Annotated in this window: 22 protein-coding genes; 8 read left to right on the top strand and 14 right to left on the bottom strand. The window is 34.0% G+C overall.

The features are described 5' to 3' along the window. From L987_RS10510 to L987_RS10495, 5 genes are all read left to right on the top strand, one after another. Positions 1-648: SDR family oxidoreductase (locus tag L987_RS10510; protein WP_081979850.1), on the top strand; the 648-nt coding region annotated here is incomplete at its 5' end. 271 nt (positions 649-919) lie between these two features. Beyond that, the gene (locus L987_RS10505) at positions 920-1,993 is read left to right on the top strand and encodes a YkvI family membrane protein (protein ID WP_011302387.1); all 1,074 of its coding nucleotides are present in this window, start codon (positions 920-922) and stop codon (positions 1,991-1,993) included. Positions 1,994-2,120: 127 nt separating this feature from the next. Then, positions 2,121-2,543 (top strand): hypothetical protein, encoded by a 423-nt coding sequence (locus tag L987_RS14195; protein ID WP_225791773.1) that lies wholly within the window; start codon positions 2,121-2,123, stop codon positions 2,541-2,543. A gap of 14 nt (positions 2,544-2,557) precedes the next feature. Beyond that, entirely contained in the window at positions 2,558-2,809 is a 252-nt protein-coding gene (locus L987_RS14190; protein WP_225791774.1) for a hypothetical protein, read from the top strand. Positions 2,810-3,016: 207 nt separating this feature from the next. Beyond that, a complete protein-coding gene (locus L987_RS10495; protein ID WP_011302389.1) occupies positions 3,017-3,208 on the top strand; it encodes a hypothetical protein in 192 nt (63 codons plus the stop codon). A 202-nt stretch (positions 3,209-3,410) separates the two neighbouring features. On the opposite strand, the gene L987_RS10490 is transcribed toward L987_RS10495, so the two are convergent. Continuing rightward, positions 3,411-3,680: a DUF1413 domain-containing protein gene (locus L987_RS10490; protein WP_002482376.1), complete on the bottom strand. Its 270-nt coding sequence runs from the start codon at positions 3,678-3,680 to the stop codon at positions 3,411-3,413. Between the two features lie 204 nt (positions 3,681-3,884). On the opposite strand from L987_RS10490, the gene L987_RS10485 reads away from it, so the two are divergent. Together L987_RS10485 and L987_RS10480 are read left to right on the top strand one after the other, a co-directional pair. Next, positions 3,885-4,589 carry an SDR family oxidoreductase gene (locus L987_RS10485; protein WP_002482377.1) on the top strand — a complete coding sequence of 235 codons (705 nt, stop codon included), beginning with the start codon at positions 3,885-3,887 and terminating at the stop codon, positions 4,587-4,589. A 248-nt stretch (positions 4,590-4,837) separates the two neighbouring features. Further along, the gene (locus tag L987_RS10480; protein ID WP_011302390.1) at positions 4,838-5,338 is read left to right on the top strand and encodes a GNAT family N-acetyltransferase; all 501 of its coding nucleotides are present in this window, start codon (positions 4,838-4,840) and stop codon (positions 5,336-5,338) included. Between the two features lie 95 nt (positions 5,339-5,433). Here L987_RS10480 and L987_RS10475 read toward each other — a convergent pair whose 3' ends face one another. Then, positions 5,434-5,802, bottom strand: coding sequence for a VOC family protein (locus tag L987_RS10475; protein ID WP_047504906.1), 369 nt, complete (start codon positions 5,800-5,802; stop codon positions 5,434-5,436). Between the two features lie 212 nt (positions 5,803-6,014). Here L987_RS10475 and L987_RS10470 point away from each other — a divergent pair, with 212 nt between their 5' ends. Further along, on the top strand, positions 6,015-6,890 hold the full coding sequence (locus tag L987_RS10470) for an ABC transporter substrate-binding protein (protein WP_011302391.1): 876 nt from the start codon (positions 6,015-6,017) through the stop codon (positions 6,888-6,890). Between the two features lie 71 nt (positions 6,891-6,961). Here the strand turns inward: L987_RS10470 and hisIE are convergent, their stop codons facing one another. From hisIE to ppx, 12 genes are all read right to left on the bottom strand, one after another. Beyond that, positions 6,962-7,594, bottom strand: a complete 633-nt coding sequence (gene hisIE, locus L987_RS10465) for a bifunctional phosphoribosyl-AMP cyclohydrolase/phosphoribosyl-ATP diphosphatase HisIE (RefSeq protein ID WP_011302392.1) — start codon at positions 7,592-7,594, stop codon at positions 6,962-6,964. After that, on the bottom strand, positions 7,591-8,349 hold the full coding sequence (gene hisF, locus L987_RS10460) for an imidazole glycerol phosphate synthase subunit HisF (RefSeq protein ID WP_002482383.1): 759 nt from the start codon (positions 8,347-8,349) through the stop codon (positions 7,591-7,593). The genes hisIE and hisF overlap by 4 nt, the downstream gene beginning before the upstream one ends. Further along, complete coding sequence (hisA, locus tag L987_RS10455) at positions 8,346-9,050, bottom strand: 1-(5-phosphoribosyl)-5-((5-phosphoribosylamino)methylideneamino)imidazole-4-carboxamide isomerase (RefSeq protein WP_011302393.1); 705 nt, start codon at positions 9,048-9,050, stop codon at positions 8,346-8,348. The genes hisF and hisA overlap by 4 nt, the downstream gene beginning before the upstream one ends. Next, positions 9,025-9,621, bottom strand: a complete 597-nt coding sequence (gene hisH / locus L987_RS10450; RefSeq protein WP_011302394.1) for an imidazole glycerol phosphate synthase subunit HisH — start codon at positions 9,619-9,621, stop codon at positions 9,025-9,027. The genes hisA and hisH overlap by 26 nt, the downstream gene beginning before the upstream one ends. Further along, on the bottom strand, positions 9,618-10,196 hold the full coding sequence (gene hisB / locus L987_RS10445; protein ID WP_011302395.1) for an imidazoleglycerol-phosphate dehydratase HisB: 579 nt from the start codon (positions 10,194-10,196) through the stop codon (positions 9,618-9,620). The genes hisH and hisB overlap by 4 nt, the downstream gene beginning before the upstream one ends. Then, on the bottom strand, positions 10,174-11,178 hold the full coding sequence (locus L987_RS10440) for a pyridoxal phosphate-dependent aminotransferase (RefSeq protein ID WP_011302396.1): 1,005 nt from the start codon (positions 11,176-11,178) through the stop codon (positions 10,174-10,176). The genes hisB and L987_RS10440 overlap by 23 nt, the downstream gene beginning before the upstream one ends. Beyond that, complete coding sequence (gene hisD, locus L987_RS10435) at positions 11,165-12,433, bottom strand: histidinol dehydrogenase (protein ID WP_225310466.1); 1,269 nt, start codon at positions 12,431-12,433, stop codon at positions 11,165-11,167. Before hisD ends, L987_RS10440 begins: the two co-directional genes overlap by 14 nt. Beyond that, positions 12,423-13,040, bottom strand: a complete 618-nt coding sequence (gene hisG / locus L987_RS10430; protein WP_002482389.1) for an ATP phosphoribosyltransferase — start codon at positions 13,038-13,040, stop codon at positions 12,423-12,425. The genes hisD and hisG overlap by 11 nt, the downstream gene beginning before the upstream one ends. An 18-nt stretch (positions 13,041-13,058) precedes the next feature. Next, entirely contained in the window at positions 13,059-13,874 is an 816-nt protein-coding gene (locus L987_RS10425) for an ATP phosphoribosyltransferase regulatory subunit (RefSeq protein ID WP_011302398.1), read from the bottom strand. A gap of 167 nt (positions 13,875-14,041) precedes the next feature. After that, positions 14,042-15,343 carry a D-serine ammonia-lyase gene (locus L987_RS10420; RefSeq protein WP_047504544.1) on the bottom strand — a complete coding sequence of 434 codons (1,302 nt, stop codon included), beginning with the start codon at positions 15,341-15,343 and terminating at the stop codon, positions 14,042-14,044. Between the two features lie 334 nt (positions 15,344-15,677). Further along, positions 15,678-17,837: an RNA degradosome polyphosphate kinase gene (locus tag L987_RS10415; RefSeq protein WP_011302400.1), complete on the bottom strand. Its 2,160-nt coding sequence runs from the start codon at positions 17,835-17,837 to the stop codon at positions 15,678-15,680. Positions 17,838-17,904: 67 nt separating this feature from the next. Continuing rightward, a complete protein-coding gene (gene ppx, locus L987_RS10410; protein ID WP_002482393.1) occupies positions 17,905-19,431 on the bottom strand; it encodes an exopolyphosphatase in 1,527 nt (508 codons plus the stop codon). Positions 19,432-19,545 lie beyond the last annotated feature (114 nt).

Here is a 19,545-nt window from a genome sequence, read left to right as displayed (position 1 = left end):
CTTGATATATTAGTTAATAATGCAGGTGTTCAAATTAGAAATAATATTTTAGATTATAAAAATGTATCCTTCCTTCAGCAAGATTTAACCGAATCGGGTTCTGCAGCAAAGGTTATCACAAATGCAGTTGGAACGTGGGGATCACTTGATATATTAGTTAATAATGCAGGTGTTCAAATTAGAAATAATATTTTAGATTATAAAGATGAAGATTGGCAAAATGTCATAGAAATTAATTTAAATGCAACGTATTATATGGCTCACGAAGCGGCTAAAGTGATGACAGAACAAGGCTCAGGTAAAATCATTAATATAGGTTCTATGCAGTCATACCGCGCTGGAAAAAATATCTTTCCTTACGCAGCGAGTAAGCATGGCGTAGTTGGCATTACGCGCGCCTATACAGATGCTTTGGCACCATACAATATACAAGTAAATGCATTATCTCCTGGTTATATCCGTACTGATATGACGAAAGTGCTAGAAGAAGATCCAATTCGAGGGCGAGAAATTAAAGGACATATACCATCGGGAGAATGGGGTGTTCTGGAAAATTTAATGGGTCCACTTATATTTCTAGCTAGTGAAGCCTCAGATTATGTAACAGGTATATCATTACCAGTAGATGGTGGTTATTTACTAAGATAATAGATAAACAGATGCTTCGGACAAAATCATTTTTGTCCGATTTTTTAATGAAACAAATTTAATAATGTTGATATCAATGCCGTTTGTTTGAATGTGAGACCATTGAATTACAACATGAATTAATTTTAAAATGATAAAATAGAGAAGTTACTATTGTCTGAACATACTGAAAATGCATTGGAATGTATAATTTAGATGCTAGATTAAAGTATAGAGATAAACGGAAGTATGTTGTAAAGGAAGTAGTTATATCGCTATAGGGGGTTGGAAAATGAAAAGGATATTATTGATTGCGAGTGCTTTTATTGGCGTCATTGTTGGTGCAGGATTCGCTTCTGGACAAGAAGTGCTCCAATACTTCACAAGTTTTGGCATGATGGGAACATTCGGCGCAATGATAACGACCGCATTATTTACATATGTTGGAATGATGTTAGTTTGGCTGGGAAGTAAGTCTGAAACTGATTCTCATAAAGAAGTCATTCATCGTATCACGGGTAAGTCAATGTTTGGAAAATTATTGGGATGGGTGATTGATTTAGTCATCATATTCACATTATTTGGTGTAGGGGTTGTCATGATTGCAGGTGCAGGTTCAAATCTTAATCAGCAGTTTGGCTTACCATCTATCGTTGGCACACTATTGATGACTGTACTTATCATTCTCGCGGGTATGCTGAAAGTTGAAGGTGTTGTAAAAGTAATTGGAAATATTACGCCGTTTTTAATCATTTTTATAATTATTATTTCAGTTTATAGTTTTATGACAACGGATAGTTCATTTTCACAGTTAAATACTTTGTCTGATGCGAAACCTTCAACATTACCGAATTGGTTTGTAGCAGGTGTGAACTACGCATCATTTAATACAGCTGTAGGTGCATCAATGGCCATTGTTATGGGAGGTTCAGAGAAGAATACGAAAGTAGCAGCTATTGGTGGACTAGTTGGTGGACTCGCGTTAGGCGTCATGATTGTATTGAGTCATCTGGCTATATTCACGCAAATAGATACTGTTGGAAATATGGAAATGCCAATGTTAGGTATTGTGAATCATATTTCACCAATACTTGGAGTCATTATGGCTATTGTTATTTTTGGAATGATCTTTAATACGGGTTTGGGTATGTTTTATGCGTTTGCTACAAGGTTTACAGTCGTAGATACGAAACGCTTCAAACTGTTCTATGCTGTTACCGTTATTGTAGGTCTATGTCTGAGTTTTGTTGGTTTTACAGATTTAGTAGCAATCTTCTACCCATTAATCGGATACCTAGGCCTTGTATTAATTTTTGTATTGTTGTATGCACCTTTTAAATTGAAGTTTGGCAAGAAAGATATATAAAAGTTTTATTATAATCTATAACTTTGTTTATGCTTGTTGATATTTATGTATATAAAATTAATTTCGAAACACACCTTATCCTTATTTTTAGTTATAATAAAATAAAGGAATAGAGGGTGTTTTTTTTATGAACGAGGAAACATTAGAAATTTTACAGACGAATGCGTTGCAATTATTGGGGATTCAACTAGAAGGCTATGATATGGATGACTTAAAAGGGATCAGCAATCATATCAAGTCACCATTTACAAATACGTCACGTAAACAATTCAAAGATGAGTTGAAACATTTTATCGTCAATATGGGCAGTAATAAAATTTACCATTATACCAATGTTTTCGATGTGAACTTCTTAATATTTAAGTTTAAGAAATATAAACAGATTTACATTATAGGACCATACATGGAACAGCGACCTAATGAACGACGTTGTAATGAACTGCTACAACAAACGAATATTAAAATATCTAAATTGTCTATATTAAAGCAATATTTATTACGTATACCACTGTGTCACCATGTAAAAGCACAGAAGAAATTCGCTTTTTGAAGAAGCGAAATATTGTGTATGAGACTGAAAAAATAGATTTCCATTTTCATTCAAGTACGGCGTCACTTGCAGAATCTAAGACTCAGATTGATTATACGTTAAGAGAAATAGAGCAACGCTATAATTTAGAAAATCAACTGCTTACTGCAGTAGAAAATGGCAATGTGGATGAGGCATTAGACATTTTAAATAGGATGAATTTATCTGTTTCTGGGCTACGTAGAGTGAAAGATGATATTTTAAATGAACAGTATAAGGCATTTTAAAAACTTCGTGTATCTTAACAGAAGTTAAAATTGCTGTATTGATTAAATTGTCAATTTTAAAACTAAGGAAATTAACCGGAGAAAGGCAAAAGTGATAAATTTGTGAAATTAATCACAAAACACTTCCAATTTGTATCCTTATGAATTAAGATAAAGATGTAATAAATGACGCAAGCTTTGCGAAAGAAAAAATACGGAGTGATTCATATGAGAGAAGTAATTGAAAAGGTTATTTTTTCAAATGAAAGCAGCTATGAAATTTACATTCATACAGGTGTAAATCAAGGTATTATTAATGATATTAAAGATGGATACAGAAGTATTGACTATATAGCTTATATTGATGCAGAAAAATTATACAACTATGGATTGAAAAAGACGCTATTAGTTAATCATTAATACACTGTATGCATCAAGTAATTAAAAAGTTTTGTTGTATTCACAATTTATGAATATAGCAAACGGGTATTATTATTAAAGTTTTTCTCCCTCGTATTAACTTTCATGATTTATTTGAAACGCCCTAAAGTATTTTAAAAAGCCTATGTTTACTGTCCATCCAGTAACATAGGCTTTTAGTTATAGTATTTAATGATGACAATTAAACATAATCTTTAAAATTATGCTTGATTTCATTAAAATCATATAAAGAGTTGTACATACGCATACGAATATGTTCTTCAGATGCATAAGGAATACGTAAGTGATTATGTTGTGCTACATATTTACGGAAAGTTTTTTCTAATTGTTGTCGTTCTAATATAGGCATTTGAATCCATTCATCTTTGTCGAATAAATCTTCAAAATGAAATTGGAAACTTGTTCGATCTATTGATTTTCTTAATGCTTCTAATTTTTCATCAAAATTCATAATATATATGCCCCTCCCTTAACGCTACAATAAACATTATTAATATATACTTTATTATATACCCACTTTATATTGAAATATGGATATTGACAAGCTAATCAAAAGCAAAACTTTCAAGAAAATGAAAACGCCATGATACAATAATCGTAATTAGAGAAATATTTAAATAAATATAGAGAAGTATAAATAGAAAGGAAGATATACATGGTTGAATTACAAGATAAAGTGGCAGTCGTAACAGGAGCGAGTAGTGGTATCGGTGCAAGTATAGCCGAAACATTAGCTAATCAAGGAGTCAAAGTTGTCTTAACAGGACGAGATGAGTCGCGCTTAGCAGAAGTGGCTAAACGTATACAAGATAATAAACAAGCAGTAGTTGAGACAAGTATTGTGGATGTTACACACAAAGAAGAAGTAACAGAATTAGTTGAAAAAACAAAAGAAAAATTTGGTCAGATTGATATTTTAGTGAATAGTGCTGGCTTAATGTTATCATCAGCAATAACTGAGGGTGACGTTGAAGCATGGGAAGCAATGATTGATGTGAATATCAAAGGTACCTTATATACAATTAATGCTGTGCTACCATCTATGCTAAATCAGTCTAGTGGTCACATTATCAATATTGCCTCAATTTCTGGATTTGAAGTTACTAAAAAAAGCACGCTTTATAGTGCATCCAAAGCAGCTGTACACAGTATTACACAAGGTCTAGAAAAAGAATTAGCGAAAACAGGCGTACGTGTGACAAGTATTTCTCCTGGGATGGTTGATACACCATTAAGTGGAGATACAGATTGGGGAGCACGCAAAAAATTAGATCCTAAAGATATTGCAGAAGCAGCAATTTATGCATTACAGCAACCAAGCCATGTCAATGTGAATGAAGTGACAGTGAGACCTGTTTAAACATAAATGAAATATTAGAAGGCCGGGACATCAATAAGAAGTGTCTCGGCCAAATTAATTTATATGGACTGTAATCTACATGCTAAGTTACAAATATAAAAACGCTAGCTCATGTATTACGCAAATGAGATTCATTTAACGCGTTATTTAATAAGAGCGAAGACTATGAAATTTTTATCAGGACTTTTTGATTTTGTTCATCTTACTAATAGTTTAGCTTGAATGTATTCGTGAAAGAAGTGAGAAAAATGGAAATGCGATACCTTACCGAAAGAGATGTAAAACAGTACCGAGCCATTCGATTAAAATCGTTACAGACGGATCCAAAGGGATTTGTATCAACATATGAACGTGAAAAGTCATTGCCGGAAGATGAATTTAAAGCACGGCTTAAATTAAATGATACGCATTTTACGATAGGCACGTTTGATAGTGGGGAGCTTATTTGTATCGCTACATTTTATAGTGAGAGAATGGAAAAGGTAAAACATAAAGGTAACTTAGTGACTGTCTATTGTGATCCCCGATATAGAGGTCAAGGTATTACAGCTCAAATGATACAACATATCATTAACGATGTTAGTGTGGTTGGTGTTGTGAAAATCATTGGCTTATGTGTATTATCTGAGAATACACAAGCCATTCGTTTGTATGAAAAATTAGGGTTTAAGCGTTATGGTAGGGAACCTAAATCAATCTTTGATGGTCATAGGTATTATGATGAAGACTTAATGTATCTTGAAGTGTAGTTGTTATAAATAACACGTATTCAACTCATGGGTGCACATAAAAAAACCAGGGCGAGTCACCATTATGTCTCGTTCTGGTTTTTTAGTTTGAAATATCATAACCATCCTATAATTTCAATTCTGTTACCAAATGGGTCATAGATATAAAAACGATTGGCGCCTTCAAGTTCATCACCATAGATGATTTCAATTTCTTTAGCTTCAAGTTCTTTCCGTATATCTGAAGCGTTCTGTACTAAAAAGGCTGGGTGGGCCTTTGTTGCTGGTTTAAAGTCATCTTGAACACCAATATGTAGTTGTTGGTCACCAACTTGAAACCAAACGCCACCATTTTTCGCGAGATTGGAGGGTTTTGCTATTTCTTTAAAACCTAATTTATCAGAATAAAAAGCCTTTGCTAACGATTCATTGTGAGGTGGTGCAGCTAACTGAACATGATCAATACCTAAAAATTGATTGAATATAAATAACAACTCCTTTAATATATAATAGCAAAAATATAACTATAAAAGTATTTGGTAAATTATTTTTTTATAAATTAGAAGCAACTAATTATTTTAAAAGTTCATTTTATTCTATTGCAATTGATAATCGTTTTCGATTAAAATGGTAGTAATAAACAAGAGAAGAGGTTATCGTTTTGAAAAAAATTTTATGCTTGATGTTATGTTAGTTATTGTTTTTAGCAGCTTGCGGTAATGGTTCGAAAAATTCAGAGTCAAAAGATGACAAAGGTACAAAGACTTATACTACAGATGATGGTAGTAAAGTAAAAATACCTAAAAATCCAAAAAGAGTACTTGTGTTAACCGCTAATTATGGAAACTTTAAAAAATTAGGTGTTAAACCTGTCGCTATCACAAATGTATTTCCAGATTCTAAATATTTAGATATGAGTAAGGTTAAAAAAATTGATCCTGAAAATGTTGAAGCGGCGGCAAAATTAAAACCAGATTTAATTATTACATATAAAGAGAACAAGAATAATAAAAAATTAGCTAAAATTGCACTGACAGTACCTATTAAAGTACAGGATATGGACTATAAAGATACACATATTGAAATTGGGAAATTAGTAAACAAAGAAGCTAAAGCTAAAAAACAAGCTGATAAACTATCAGAAAAACTAGCTAAAGATGGTAAAGAAATTAAGAAAGCAATTGGTAAAGATAATACTTTTTCAATTATGGATATTCAAGCAAAAGATATTTATCAATTTGGCCCTAGATTCGGCCGCGGAAGTGAAGCTATATATGAAGGGTTTAAGTTGAAAGAGGACCCAGAAGCTAAGCAAGCAATGCCAAAAGAGAAGTTTATGAAAGTTCCAAAAGAGAAATTCAATACGTATTCGGGAGATTATTTACTCCTTCCTACTAAAGATGGTAAGAAACCGAATAATGATTTTGTGAAATCAAATACTTGGAAAAATAATAAAGCTGTTCAAAACGGTAATGTTATTTATTATTCTATGGATGAAGCAATTTATGCAGATTTAATTTCAGTAGAGAAACAAGCTGAACTATTTAAAAAAGAACTTTTAAAGCATAAGTAAAAACTAAGCACGTCATAGTCATCGAATTTATATAATTTGATATCTATGACGTGCTTAGTTTATTTTGACGCTTACCAGTGATCAATATCACTTCGTTCGCCTTTAAAATTATTGGCTGTTTGATGACGTTTTGCTAGTACTTTTTCAACATCTTCAAATTTAATATTTAAAGCATGTAATAATACAAAAAGGTGATACATAACATCGGCGGTTTCATTCGTCACCTCTTCAACGTCGCCTTTCATTGCACCAATCACCACCTCAAATGCTTCCTCACCAAATTTTTTAGTTATTTTTTCAAGTCCTTCTTTTAATAAATATTGAGTATACGAATTACTTTTATCTGCCTGCGCACTTGCTGCAACTGTTTGTTCAAGTTGTTGCACATTAAAAGGTACGGACGTATTAAAACAACTTTGACTACCTGTATGACAGGTTGGTCCGTTTGGAAGTACTTCAATAAGCAATGTATCTTGATCACAATCCAGATGGATATGTTTCACTATTTGTGTGTGACCTGAAGTTTCACCTTTAGTCCATAAACGTTCTTTTGAGCGAGAGTAAAATGTAACAATCCCCTCAGTGAGTGTTTTTTGATAGGCAGTTTCATTCATATATCCTAGCATAAGTACTTGCTTGTTACGTACATCTTGTAATACAACAGGAATAAGTCCTTTGTCAAAATCAGGCTCTTGAGTAGTCATCTTACTGGAATACCTCCTCGTTTCATTGATGATTTAATTTGATTCACAGTTGTTTCTTTATCGTGTAATATGCTTGCCGCAAGTCCCGCTGAAACGTTTGTTTCTTTAAACAAGTCAACGAAATGTTCAGGATTTCCGCCACCACCAGAAGCGATAACGGGAATATTCACAAGTTTTTCAATTTCATGTAAGTGTGAGACATCAAAACCTTGTTTCATACCATCGTGCGTCATACTTGTAATGAGAAGTTCACCGGCGCCTAGGGCTTCAACTTCTTGAACCCAATCATAAACGCGTTTATCCGTTCGCTGTTTACCACCGTGTGTGTAACAAAAATAATCATTTAGTTCGCTATCGTAATTGCTATCTATGGCGATACATATACATTGTCGTCCAAATTTTTCGCTGGCTTCCTTTATAAAACTTGGATTTTTAAGTGCACTTGAATTTAAGGATACTTTATCTGCACCGTGGTTTAACAATTGAGAGATATCGTCAATGGTTGAAATACCACCGCCAACTGTCAATGGAATGAAAAGTTTTTCTGCTGTTTCCGAAATAACATCAAGTACAAGATCATGTCCAGCTTCTGTACGTGAAATGTCTAAGAAAACAAGTTCATCAGCACCTTGTTCATTATAATAAAGTGCAAAATCTACAGGGTTGCCAATATCACGCAAGCCTTTAAATTGAATGCCTTTGACGACGCGACCATCTTTGACATCTAAGCATGGAATAATGCGTTTTTTAATCATGACAATCCCTCCCAGAAGGTAGCGTTGTGTGCAGCTTTGCCAACAATGGCTGCATGAACGCCAATGGATTCTAATTGGGCTAAATCTTGTTGATGACGAATACCACCAGAAGCAATAATTGGTTTTTGAGTTGCTTGAACTAATTGTTGTGTGATTTCGAAATTAGGGCCCTCGAGTTTGCCATCTTTAGAAATATCTGTGTAAATGATACCACCGAGTGGGAGAGATTCTACTTGTTGTAATAAATCAAAGATATCGAGGCCAGCATCTTCTTCCCAGCCATTAATTTTGACTTGTCGACGGTAAGCGTCAATGGATAGATATAAACGATTTGGAAATGCTTGTGTCATGTGCGATAACCACGCTAAATCTTCGATACCTTTGGTGCCGATGATACAATAATCAATACCATTATTAAAGTAAGTGTCAATGGTATTTCTATCTCTAATACCACCGCCAACTTCCATAGGTTTATCAGTCAGTGAGCGTAATTGATTGATATAGTCACTCTCGATGGATACTTGATTTTTTGCACCAATTAAATCGACGATATGAATTCGGTCTACACACTGATACTGATTGTAGAAAAGTACACTTTCTTCTGCGCTACGCGCCATTTTAACTTCTGAATCGTATTTACCTTCAGTAAGTCGCACGCTAGTAGCATTGATTAAATCAATTGCTGGCCATAGTTTGATCATCTTGAAATCCGCCTTTCAGTGCTTGATTAAGTATTGCTAATCCATCATCACCACTTTTTTCTGGATGGAATTGAATGCCGATATAATTTTGATATTGCACAATTGCTGGGATTTTTGTGCCGTATTCTGTGTAAGCAACCACATGTTGTGACATTTCAGCTTGATACGCATGGACAAAGTAAACATCATGTAATAATAAAGGATGTTTACTTATTAGATTATTCCATCCTAAATGCGGTACAGGATAAGGGGACTGTATTGGAATTATATTTCCCGGGAAAATATTTAACCCTTCGACATCACCCTCTGCACTCCAACGATAAAATAGTTGCATACCGAGACAGATACCAATCACTGGTTTATCCGTAATGGATGTGATTATATTTGCTAAACCGCGCTCGTTAATTGCTTGCATGGCATCTTTAAAGTGACCTACACCGGGTAAGATGACGACATCAGCATTTGCAATTTCGTTATACTTATCGGTCAATATCGCATCGTATCCTAAATACTGAACTGCGCGTTGAACATTTTTTACATTACCTAATCCGTAGTCAATGATCGCAATCACTCAATCACACCCTTAGATGAAGGGATGTTATCATTATCATTTTCTGAAAGTGCCATTTTTAATGCACGGGCAAATGATTTAAATATGGCTTCAATTTCATGATGCGTATTGCCGCCTCTAAGTAGATCAATATGCGTAGTTAAACGTGCATTGATGATCAAAGCACGGAAGAACTCTTCAACCAATTCGCTATCAAATGTGCCTACTTTTTCTTTACTCAAAGTGGCATTAAACGATAAATAAGGGCGTCCACTAATATCAACTACAGCACGAGATAAAGTTTCATCCATAGGGATGTAACTCACACCATATCTTTGGAAAGATTTGCGTTCTCGAATCATGTCTAATAATAGCTGACCTAGTACGATGCCAATATCTTCTGTTACGTGATGATCATCTACTTCGGTATCTCCATTTGCTTCAATTATAATTGACAGCCCACTATGAAACGTAAAGAGTGTGAGCATATGATTTAGGAAACCAACCCCTGTGTTAATTTCACTTGTTCGTTTGTCATCGGCTAAAATGATTGATAACTCTGTTTCTGCAGTCTTACGTTTCTTTTGAAATATCATATTGTGACCTCCATGATTTAATGAGCTGTTCTAATTGGTCTAACTGGTCGTCTGTGGCGATGGAATATCTTACATAATCGTTCATGTTTGGTTCGTCATAACGTCTAGGTAAGAAGCCATGATCTTCAATATAAAGGCCAAGACTTTGCGCTGCGGATCCTTTTGTTAAGACAAAGTTAGTTGATGAAGGGAAGACTTTCATTATATCGCTAACATTATCTTGGAACATTTGTCTTAATCTAACAGCTAATGCACGCTGATGTTCAATGAATGTGCGTGTCTTATCAATATGTTCAAACATGAAAAGTGCAATGTGTAAAGTGAGTGTGTTTAATGGATAAGGATGTTCAATACTTTGTATAAGTTGAATCGTCTCAGGTGTTCCAATTAACACGCCTAAACGTAAACCGGCAATACCAAATGCCTTTGAAAGGGTACGCATTTGAAGAACATGTGGTTGCAATTCAAGCGTGTAGGCATCCCCAAAATCTAAATAAGCTTCATCAATAACAAAATAACCACCAATATTTTTCATTTTATCTGCAATTGCAGTTAAAAATGTTAGATTATACTGCTTGCCAGATGGATTGTGTGGATTACTCATAATAAAGAATGCGGGTTGCACTGCTTCAATGCGACTTAATATATTTTCTAGATTAAATGTTAAGTCGTTATCTGCATTTACAAACGCTATTGGTCGATGAACTTGGTCGGCATAGGCTTGGTACATAAAGAAATCTGGATTAAGTGCTAATGCTGGACCTTCTGGCATGATAAGCATTAATTTTTGAATTAATTCATCAGAACCATTACCTGCAATAATTTGGTCTGGTGATAGATTATAATAACGCGCATAACCTGCCTTAAATCGTTCATATTCTTCATCTGGATAAAAGTTAAATGAAGCATGATGTATAATCGATGTGAGTTGTGCTTCTGTTAAAGGGCGAAGTGGGCTTTCATTTTTGTTAATTCTTATCATCGTTAAACTCCTTTGATGTTCTAATTTCTATGGATTGTTCGTGATTATATAATTGTTCAACATGGGCTAATTTACGCGCAGTCAGTTCTACGGTATCGAATGTATCTTTTGATAAATCTATCACTGAATGACGTGTTAAAAAATCATTAACAGATAGACCATTGGTAAATCGAGCTGTTTGATTGGTTGGCAGTACGTGACTTGGGCCAGCGACATAGTCACCAATAACTTCGGGTGAATAATAACCTAAGAATAGTGCGCCGACGTAACGGACATGATTTAGATAATCATGTGGCGAAACTGTTTGTATTGAAGCATGTTCGGGTGCAATTTGATTCATTAAATCACACGCTTCGCTAAAGTTATTCACATGTATCAAAAAATGGTTATCATTTAAACTTGCTTGAACGATTGATTGACGTTCAATTTGAGGAAGTATGTGCTGTATTTTTTGTTCAAGTTGTTTTAATAATGCTTCATCTTCACTAATGACAAAAGTTCTTGCAAGTTCATCGTGCTCTGCTTGTGCAAATACATCATATGCGATGGCGTCTAAATCAGCAGAGTCATCAATAATTAATGCAATTTCACTAGGGCCCGCGATTTGATCAATTCCTACTTGACCAAAGAGGTATTTCTTAGCATAGGCAACAAATTGGTTACCAGGTCCTACAATTTTATCAACTTTTGGCAATGTTTCTGTACCGTAAGCTAGGGCAGCAATACTTTGAGCACCTCCAACTTGATAAACGTTATCGACACCTGCGATATAACAGGCGGCTAATACGATATCTGGTATACCATTTAGTTGTGGGGGCGTGACTACAGATATATTTTTTACACCAGCTACCTTTGCCAGTGTTACTGTCATTAAGACGGTTGATGGGTAACTGGCTTTACCACCTGGTACATATACGCCAACACGTTCTAAAGGATGGTACAATTCATAACAATCTGATGTGCCTTGTTGCTTAGTCCATTTAATGGATTCTTGGTAAGATTGAATACGCGCGTGACTTTGTTGTAAGGCCTCACGTAAATCACTGTCTAGGCGATTATAGGCATTTTCTAAAGTTTGGTAAGCGACTTCTAAATTGCAAGTCTCTACCTGATCAAACTGTTGATTATAATTTCTGAGGGCATCATCTCCGTGAAGTCTGACGTTTTCGCAAATATCCTTTACGATGGGGTATAGGTCTTCATTTAAGGAAGATTGGTTTAAATACTTTTTCAAAAATAGCGTTTTATCTATGATCAATGAGTGACACCTCCAGTGTTGATAAAAAAGCATCAATTTCAGATGATTTTTTAAAATAGGATTGTTTATTTGTGATAAGTTTCGCGTTAATGGGTTTAATCGTATCTTTTTCAACTAAGCCATTTGATTTTAGTGTTGTACCAGTCTGCACAATATCTACTATTCCATCCACCATTTCTACGAGACAAGCTAATTCAATAGAACCTGATAGTTTTACCAATTCTACATCTATACCTTGTGCTTCGAAGTAGGCACGTGCAGTTTTTACATACGACGTAGCAATTTTATTGAAAGAAGAAGTTTCTGGTTTAGCAGCTAAAGCAAAATGACAATCTCCAAATGGTAAATCTACCAAATTATTAATTGTATAATTTCCTTCTTCTAAAATATCACTACCAACAATCCCGACATCAGCTACACCTTGTTCTACATAAATAGGGACATCGCTACCTTTAACTAATACGATTTGAATAGATCCTACAGAAATTAATAATTGACGTTCTCGTTTTTCTAATGCATCTACTAGTTCTTGTTCATTAGCTTGTTTTAAATAAGTAATAAAGCTTTTTAATAATCGACCTTTGGCTATAGCTACTGTAAGCATAATAAGAACTCCTTTTATTTATAATATAAAACCTAATCCAAAACCATCTAATTCACCTTTGTAGAAACCTCCAGTAAGTTGGTGGTTTTTATCATTTTTTAGATAACATTTTAAAAATGCACCTTTGTAATATGAACGAGGCGGTTGTGGTGTGATATCTAAATGTATATCTTTTACATTTAATGACTTAAACCACTGTTCCCAACGGCGCAAAGCTTGTATTGTACGATGATCGTAAGGAAAGAGTTGACTAAGTAAATCTAATTGATCCGTTGTTTTTGTTGTCAATAATTGAACAAGCGGATGAGAAGTGCCAAGTTCGGATGAAAGTTCTGAAATATTACGCTCTTGTACTAATTTTAAAATCGTTGTTGTTTGTTCTTTAGTAGTTAACAGTAAATCGATAAGTTGATAATGTCCTAAAATGACAAAATCGATATCGTCATTAAGATATTGTTGTATATATTTATAAAACGTCATAAAATCTTCTTGCATATCCGTTATGGTAGGGTTGTAATGTTCGATACCCAATTGCGTATAGACATGGTTATCACGAACAATCGGTCCCGCATAAACTACTTTTTGATGACGCGGAGGATAATTACTGTAATAACGCAATAATTGGTCGGTGAAATCATTACGTAATGCAAAGATATGATGGTCATGTTGCCAGAAACTTCTTTCAGTCATTTGCTGTAAATCATCTTTATTCAATGTTTGCCAAGCTAGAGATTCAATAAAGCTAAAATCTACTAAGTTAAAGTCAGCTTGTTGAAAATGCTTTAAAAAGTTAAGTTCTTTTTCTTTGTTATTAATGATTGTTGCTGCATCCATATTAAAACCATCCTTTGCATATACTTTGTTTCTCTACCGAACTAAAGTAAATTGATAAAGAATACTTTAACACATTTATTTTTAGAATTCAATAAATATTCTGAAAATGTTTTTGGTTAAGCGGTATAAAATTGCCCTTGCATTTAAAAAAGTGCAAGGGATTAATACTATAAGCAAGATTTACCATGATTAACATATTTTAGCATTTCTTCTTTAGGCACCATATTACCACCAGTTGCCCATACAATATGATTTGCTTGATTCATTTGGATACCCTGTTGTTTGGCTAATGTTATTGCTGATTTAATGCCAGCAAACCCTGACGCGGCAGAGGGCTCAATAAAGATATCTTCTTTTTCACTTAAAAGATATAGATAACGATACATTTCGCTATCAGATACGGTCTGTATACCATAGAGTAACGTATTCATAATTTGCCCGACTAAGCGAGATGGACGCGCAACTGCTAAACCATCCGCGTCTGTGTTTCCATCAATGCCAATATCCTTAACTGAAATTTTATCGTGTAATTGCGTCATCATACCTAATAGCATACAAGGGGCATGTGTTGGTTCAGTAAAAATACAATAAACATGTTCTCCAAAGACTTGTTTTAGACCGAATGTCACTCCTCCTGGGCCACCACCGACACCACAAGGTATGTAGACAAATAGAGGGTGTTCAGCATCTATTTGTATATTTTCAGCAGCTAATTGTGCTTTTAATCTTAATGCAGCGACTGTATATCCTAAAAACAAGTCAGATGAACCTTCGTCATCCACAAAATGACAGGTAGGATCGTTTTCAGCATGTTTTCTTCCTTCTGCTACAGCGTACTGATAATCTGACTGATGTTCTATGACTTCCACACCACGTGACCTCAAAAGATCTTTCTTCCACTGACGTGCATCTGTAGACATATGAACCGTCACTTTAAAGCCCAGTTTTGCACTCATAATACCGATACTTAATCCTAAATTACCGGTTGAACCAACGGCAACATTATATTTACTAAACAGATCTTGATATTTTTGCTCAGCCAGTATACGATAATCAGCTGTCTCTTTTAAATCGCCATCTTGCATCGCTATCGTTTCAGCTAATTTAAGTACTTCATAGATACCACCGCGCGCCTTAATTGATCCAGATATAGCGAGGTGACTATCACATTTTAGCCATAGCTTACCTTCAATGGGTAAGGACTCTATGTTTGTCAAAGTATTTTGCATAAAAGGTATGTGTTTTAAAGGTGATTCAATAAGGCCATGATTATTTTCAGTTTCTGGGAATACAGTGCTTATGTAACTACTAAATCGTTCAAGTCGTTGCGCAGCATCTTCCATATCTTTTAAAGTAAATGTTAATGACGCTGGTTTACGAAAATTTGGGTTTTCCCAAAAAATAGGCTTATAATTTTGCATACTATCTATGAGAGGGAAATCTTGTTTAAGTGTTGCTAAATCGTTCATATTAATACCTCCGTATCATTTTAATAACAGTACGAAATATAAATTTCACGCTACATTAATTATAGCAAAAAATAGATGAAATCGCCTGATTCGCCGATATAATATGATGATATTGGTTATTGTAGTTAGAACCATTGACTCGATTCAAAAATGGGTTTACACAGAGTGAACGATAATATTTTTACAAATTAGCATGATTGCTTATTTTAATTGTAAGTTAGAAAAATGATTGATGAAATATAAATAAAAAAGAGTCAGGAACAACTTTGAATGTTCCTGACTCTTTGTGGACTAGTTAAAATGACTGCTTTGTCTAAGCTATCTTACTAACAAATTACTTTCTGAATTGCTTACGTATTTTAGTAAACCAGCCTTTACGCTCGTTAACAGACATAACTTGTGGGCGTGTATTATCCTCTTTTAATTGTTGGCCATAATCCATAGCTTCTTTCATTAGAAATGCTTGAGAATTTAAAGGTGATAAATTATTTTCAATATAATGATATTGACCTAATTCATCTTGGTAACGTCCTTTTTGGTTATCTGAGAGTTGTAAGTTCATATAATCTAATAAACGTTTCGCAATATTTTTATCTTCAACTGGGAATAAAATTTCTACACGTTTAATCATATTTCTAGTCATTGCATCGGCGGAAGAAAGATATATGATGTCGTCGCCATTATTATGGAAATGATAGATGCGTGAATGTTCTAGGAATCTACCAACGATACTTACGACTTCAATGTTTTCACTGATTCCTGGAACACCTGGCTTGAGACAACAAATACCACGAATGATCAATTGAACTTTTACTCCTGCACAGGATGCTTCAAACAATTTAAGAATGATATCTTTATCCGTTAATGAGTTCATTTTCATGATAATCTTACCGTTACCATTTTCACGATGTGATTTGATTTCGTTATCTATTCTAGCTAAAAAGACATCACGAATATCGAAAGGTGCGACAATCAATTTGTTATATTCAGGTTTTACTGAATAGCCACTTAAATAATTGAAGAAATTAATCGCATCTTCAGCAATTTCAGCATTCGTTGTAATCAGTCCCATATCGGTATAAATATTCGCTGTTTTATCATTATAGTTACCAGTACCTAAATGAATGAATGAAGTTAATTTATTATTCATTCGCTTAACAACGAGTGCAATTTTACTATGTGTTTTCAAATGTGTCATACCATAAATAACATGACAACCTGCTTCTTCCAACATTCTTGCCCAATGTACGTTGTTTTCCTCATCAAAACGTGCTTTTAATTCGACAAGCACAGTGACTTGTTTGCCATTTTCAGCTGCATTTTTCAAACTATTAATAATAGGAGAATCCTTACTTACACGATAGAGTGTTTGTTTTATTGCAATAGTATTTGGATCTTCAGCTGCTTCCCGTATAAAATCAACAATAGGTTCAAATGATTCATATGGGTGGTGGAAGAAGATATCTCTTTTTAAAGATAAATCAAAAATATTGTGATTTCCTAGAGATTGAGGTATTTGTGGGACATATTTATTATATTTCAAATATTTCAGCTTATTGGATAGGTGGTCAACTAAATCAGTCAACATGGTTAAATCGAGAGGCCCATCTACAAAATAGACGTCATTATCGTGCACATCTAGTTGGTTGATAATCCACACAATATCCTCATGTGTCGCTTGTCGGCCATCTACTTCTAAACGTACAGCAGTACCACGTTTACGCTCTTTTAAGAAGCGCTCAATTTCTATTAATAAATCTTCTGCGCCATCTTCATGAATAGTTAAGTCAGCATTACGTGTGATTCTAAACGTAAATGTGTTCAAGACCGTATATCCTGAAAATAAGTCGTTAATGAAGTAGGTGATAATATCTTCAATCAAAATGATATATTGTTTATCACCTTTGTTAAATGAATAAAATCGAGAAATAAGTGAAGGTATTTGAACGATAGCAGAATTAATATCATCTTCTGTATCGATATCTACAAAAATATTCAAGCTTTTATTATTTAATTTAGGGAAAGGATGATAAGCATCAATCCCTAAGGGCGTTAGTGTTGGCAAGATGCCATACTTAAATTCTGATTCAAGTTGAGGCAATAAATCGTCAGGTAGTTGTTCTGGTTTTATGATTTCTACTTGATATTGTTTTAAGTCATCAATTAATTCGTTATAACGCTTGTATTGTAAATCAACAATTTCCTTGTTCTTTAGCTTAATTTGAACGAGTTGTTGCTTAGGTGTTAATTGTGCTTTGTTTTCAGGTTTATCGTATCCCATTTTGACTTGATCTTGTAAGCCCGCTACGCGAACCATAAAGAATTCATCTAAATTCGAACTAAATATAGAGATAAAGTTAAGTTGTTCTAATAGTGGGTTGTTCTTATCTTGTGCTTCTTGTAATACACGGTAGTTAAAATCTAACCAACTAAGCTCTCTATTATTATAATATTGCGGTAAATTTAAGTCTTTATCTCCCAAATTTCTATGCATAACGCTTTATACACCTCGTTGTAGTCTAAAATACATATTTTGCTACGTATACCGTATCATATGAATTTTAAGATTTTGTAAAGATAATAGAAAGGTTTTCTTTTAAAATTTTCTCAATATGTTTTTTTTGACGAAGTGACTGATATTCTTCAGCAATTGGTGCACCATTATAGTAAACGTATAATGTATACTCGCCATCTTTTTCTTTTAAATCTATCGACTCAACAGCACTTGTATGAGAGATGTTGAGCGCATTAACAAATTTTATAATGCCACCAAGTGATTGAACATTATCCAATTCTTTACCACGTAGCCATTCCGTCTCATGACTAAAGAATTTTAACAGTGATTTATTTTTAAAACTTGCAAGCAATGCTAATTTAACGCGGTCCTCATGTTTGAAACCATCAATCATAGAGTTAGCAATAATATAATATGTGTGCGGTGAACTAGAATCTGAATCAATAAATCTACCTAAGTAATACAGGTAAGCACCCTCGGCAAATAATGTTTTTTCGTCATCTGATACCTCAATTTTATCTAAATTGATAAGTTGTTTTAATAAAGACTGTGCCAATTTAACACGTTGATTTGCGCTCGATTCCTCTATGCCATATTCATTAGCTAAGTGGAAAAGGGCATCTTTTCTAATGTTTTCTTTTTTAAATTCTGTTGGATAACGCTCACTAATAATATTCATGGCATAGCCTTCGCGTAAACCTTTACGAGAAAATGTAAACTGCGAAGCTTCTATTTTATTAAACAGTACTTTAAAGACGGAGACAGCAGGCAGTATAATATCTACACGATCTCTACTTAAACCATCGATGTCTTTCAATTCATCACGAGAACTTTTTTTAAGTATAGAATATACCTCATCGATATTATCGTCCGTCATTGTATAATTATGGACACCGCCAATAGGGTATGAATGTTCAGATTGATGGATGCGTGCAACATTACGAGCTGAACCGCCTATCCCAACTAAAGCGACTTCTTGGTCTTTTAACCAAGCGAGTTGATCAAATTGTTTAGATAAAAATTTCTCCATATCTTTGATTGAAGATTTATCATTATGATCTTTACCGTCAAAGAATTTACGCTGTAAAGTGACGACACCAAATGGAAAACTGTGTGCTTCTATTAACTTTTTGTCTTTAAAAAGTGTAACTTCTGTAGAACCGCCACCGATGTCGACAGAAACACCATCTTGGATGTCTGTGGTATGAGTAATGGCATAAAAACCATAAAATGCTTCTTCTTCTTCAGGTATTAACTTGATTTTTATATTCAGTTCTTTTTTGATGTTTTCAATAATTTTGTCTCTGTTTGTTGATTGTCTAATTGCCGCTGTAGCAATGGGATGTAATTCAGTTACTTCAAACTTATCTGCTACAGTTTTAAAACTGCTTAATGTCTTAGTTAATACTTCAATACCTTCGTTGTTCATCGCCAAATCTTTTGTTAAATATTGGCTTAGCCTTGCTGGTGTTTTAATGTTCAATAATTCGTTTAGACCTGTTTTTTTATCAAATTCGAAAATAACTAACCTGATTGTATTTGAACCGATATCAATTAATCCTATACGTTCCATGTTTGCCTCCTATGTAAAAAATGAGGTTCTATCATATGCTCTATTTTGTTTACCCTGTTCTTTCCTATATATTACATTAAAAAATAAAATTTGTGATTAAAAATTTTCATATTG

Source organism: Staphylococcus sp. ZWU0021 (assembly GCF_000798895.1).
In the GTDB taxonomy this organism is placed as follows: domain Bacteria; phylum Bacillota; class Bacilli; order Staphylococcales; family Staphylococcaceae; genus Staphylococcus; species Staphylococcus saprophyticus.
This window is presented reverse-complemented; position numbering and strand designations above follow the sequence as displayed.

What these genes read in the sequence shown, in the direction of transcription:
- L987_RS10420 (WP_047504544.1), bottom strand. Translation starts at nt 15,343, where the DNA reads ATGAACGATTTAGCAACACTTAAACAAGATTTCCCTCTCATAGATAGT.
- L987_RS14195 (WP_225791773.1), top strand. Translation starts at nt 2,121, where the DNA reads ATGAACGAGGAAACATTAGAAATTTTACAGACGAATGCGTTGCAATTA.
- hisG (WP_002482389.1), bottom strand. Translation starts at nt 13,040, where the DNA reads ATGCTTACAGTAGCTATAGCCAAAGGTCGATTATTAAAAAGCTTTATT.
- L987_RS10490 (WP_002482376.1), bottom strand. Translation starts at nt 3,680, where the DNA reads ATGAATTTTGATGAAAAATTAGAAGCATTAAGAAAATCAATAGATCGA.
- hisF (WP_002482383.1), bottom strand. Translation starts at nt 8,349, where the DNA reads ATGATTAAAAAACGCATTATTCCATGCTTAGATGTCAAAGATGGTCGC.
- L987_RS10425 (WP_011302398.1), bottom strand. Translation starts at nt 13,874, where the DNA reads ATGGATGCAGCAACAATCATTAATAACAAAGAAAAAGAACTTAACTTT.
- hisA (WP_011302393.1), bottom strand. Translation starts at nt 9,050, where the DNA reads ATGATCAAACTATGGCCAGCAATTGATTTAATCAATGCTACTAGCGTG.
- L987_RS10495 (WP_011302389.1), top strand. Translation starts at nt 3,017, where the DNA reads ATGAGAGAAGTAATTGAAAAGGTTATTTTTTCAAATGAAAGCAGCTAT.
- L987_RS10415 (WP_011302400.1), bottom strand. Translation starts at nt 17,837, where the DNA reads ATGCATAGAAATTTGGGAGATAAAGACTTAAATTTACCGCAATATTAT.
- hisIE (WP_011302392.1), bottom strand. Translation starts at nt 7,594, where the DNA reads ATGACTACTCAAGAGCCTGATTTTGACAAAGGACTTATTCCTGTTGTA.
- L987_RS10505 (WP_011302387.1), top strand. Translation starts at nt 920, where the DNA reads ATGAAAAGGATATTATTGATTGCGAGTGCTTTTATTGGCGTCATTGTT.
- L987_RS10480 (WP_011302390.1), top strand. Translation starts at nt 4,838, where the DNA reads ATGGAAATGCGATACCTTACCGAAAGAGATGTAAAACAGTACCGAGCC.
- ppx (WP_002482393.1), bottom strand. Translation starts at nt 19,431, where the DNA reads ATGGAACGTATAGGATTAATTGATATCGGTTCAAATACAATCAGGTTA.
- L987_RS10485 (WP_002482377.1), top strand. Translation starts at nt 3,885, where the DNA reads ATGGTTGAATTACAAGATAAAGTGGCAGTCGTAACAGGAGCGAGTAGT.
- L987_RS10440 (WP_011302396.1), bottom strand. Translation starts at nt 11,178, where the DNA reads ATGATAAGAATTAACAAAAATGAAAGCCCACTTCGCCCTTTAACAGAA.
- hisB (WP_011302395.1), bottom strand. Translation starts at nt 10,196, where the DNA reads ATGATATTTCAAAAGAAACGTAAGACTGCAGAAACAGAGTTATCAATC.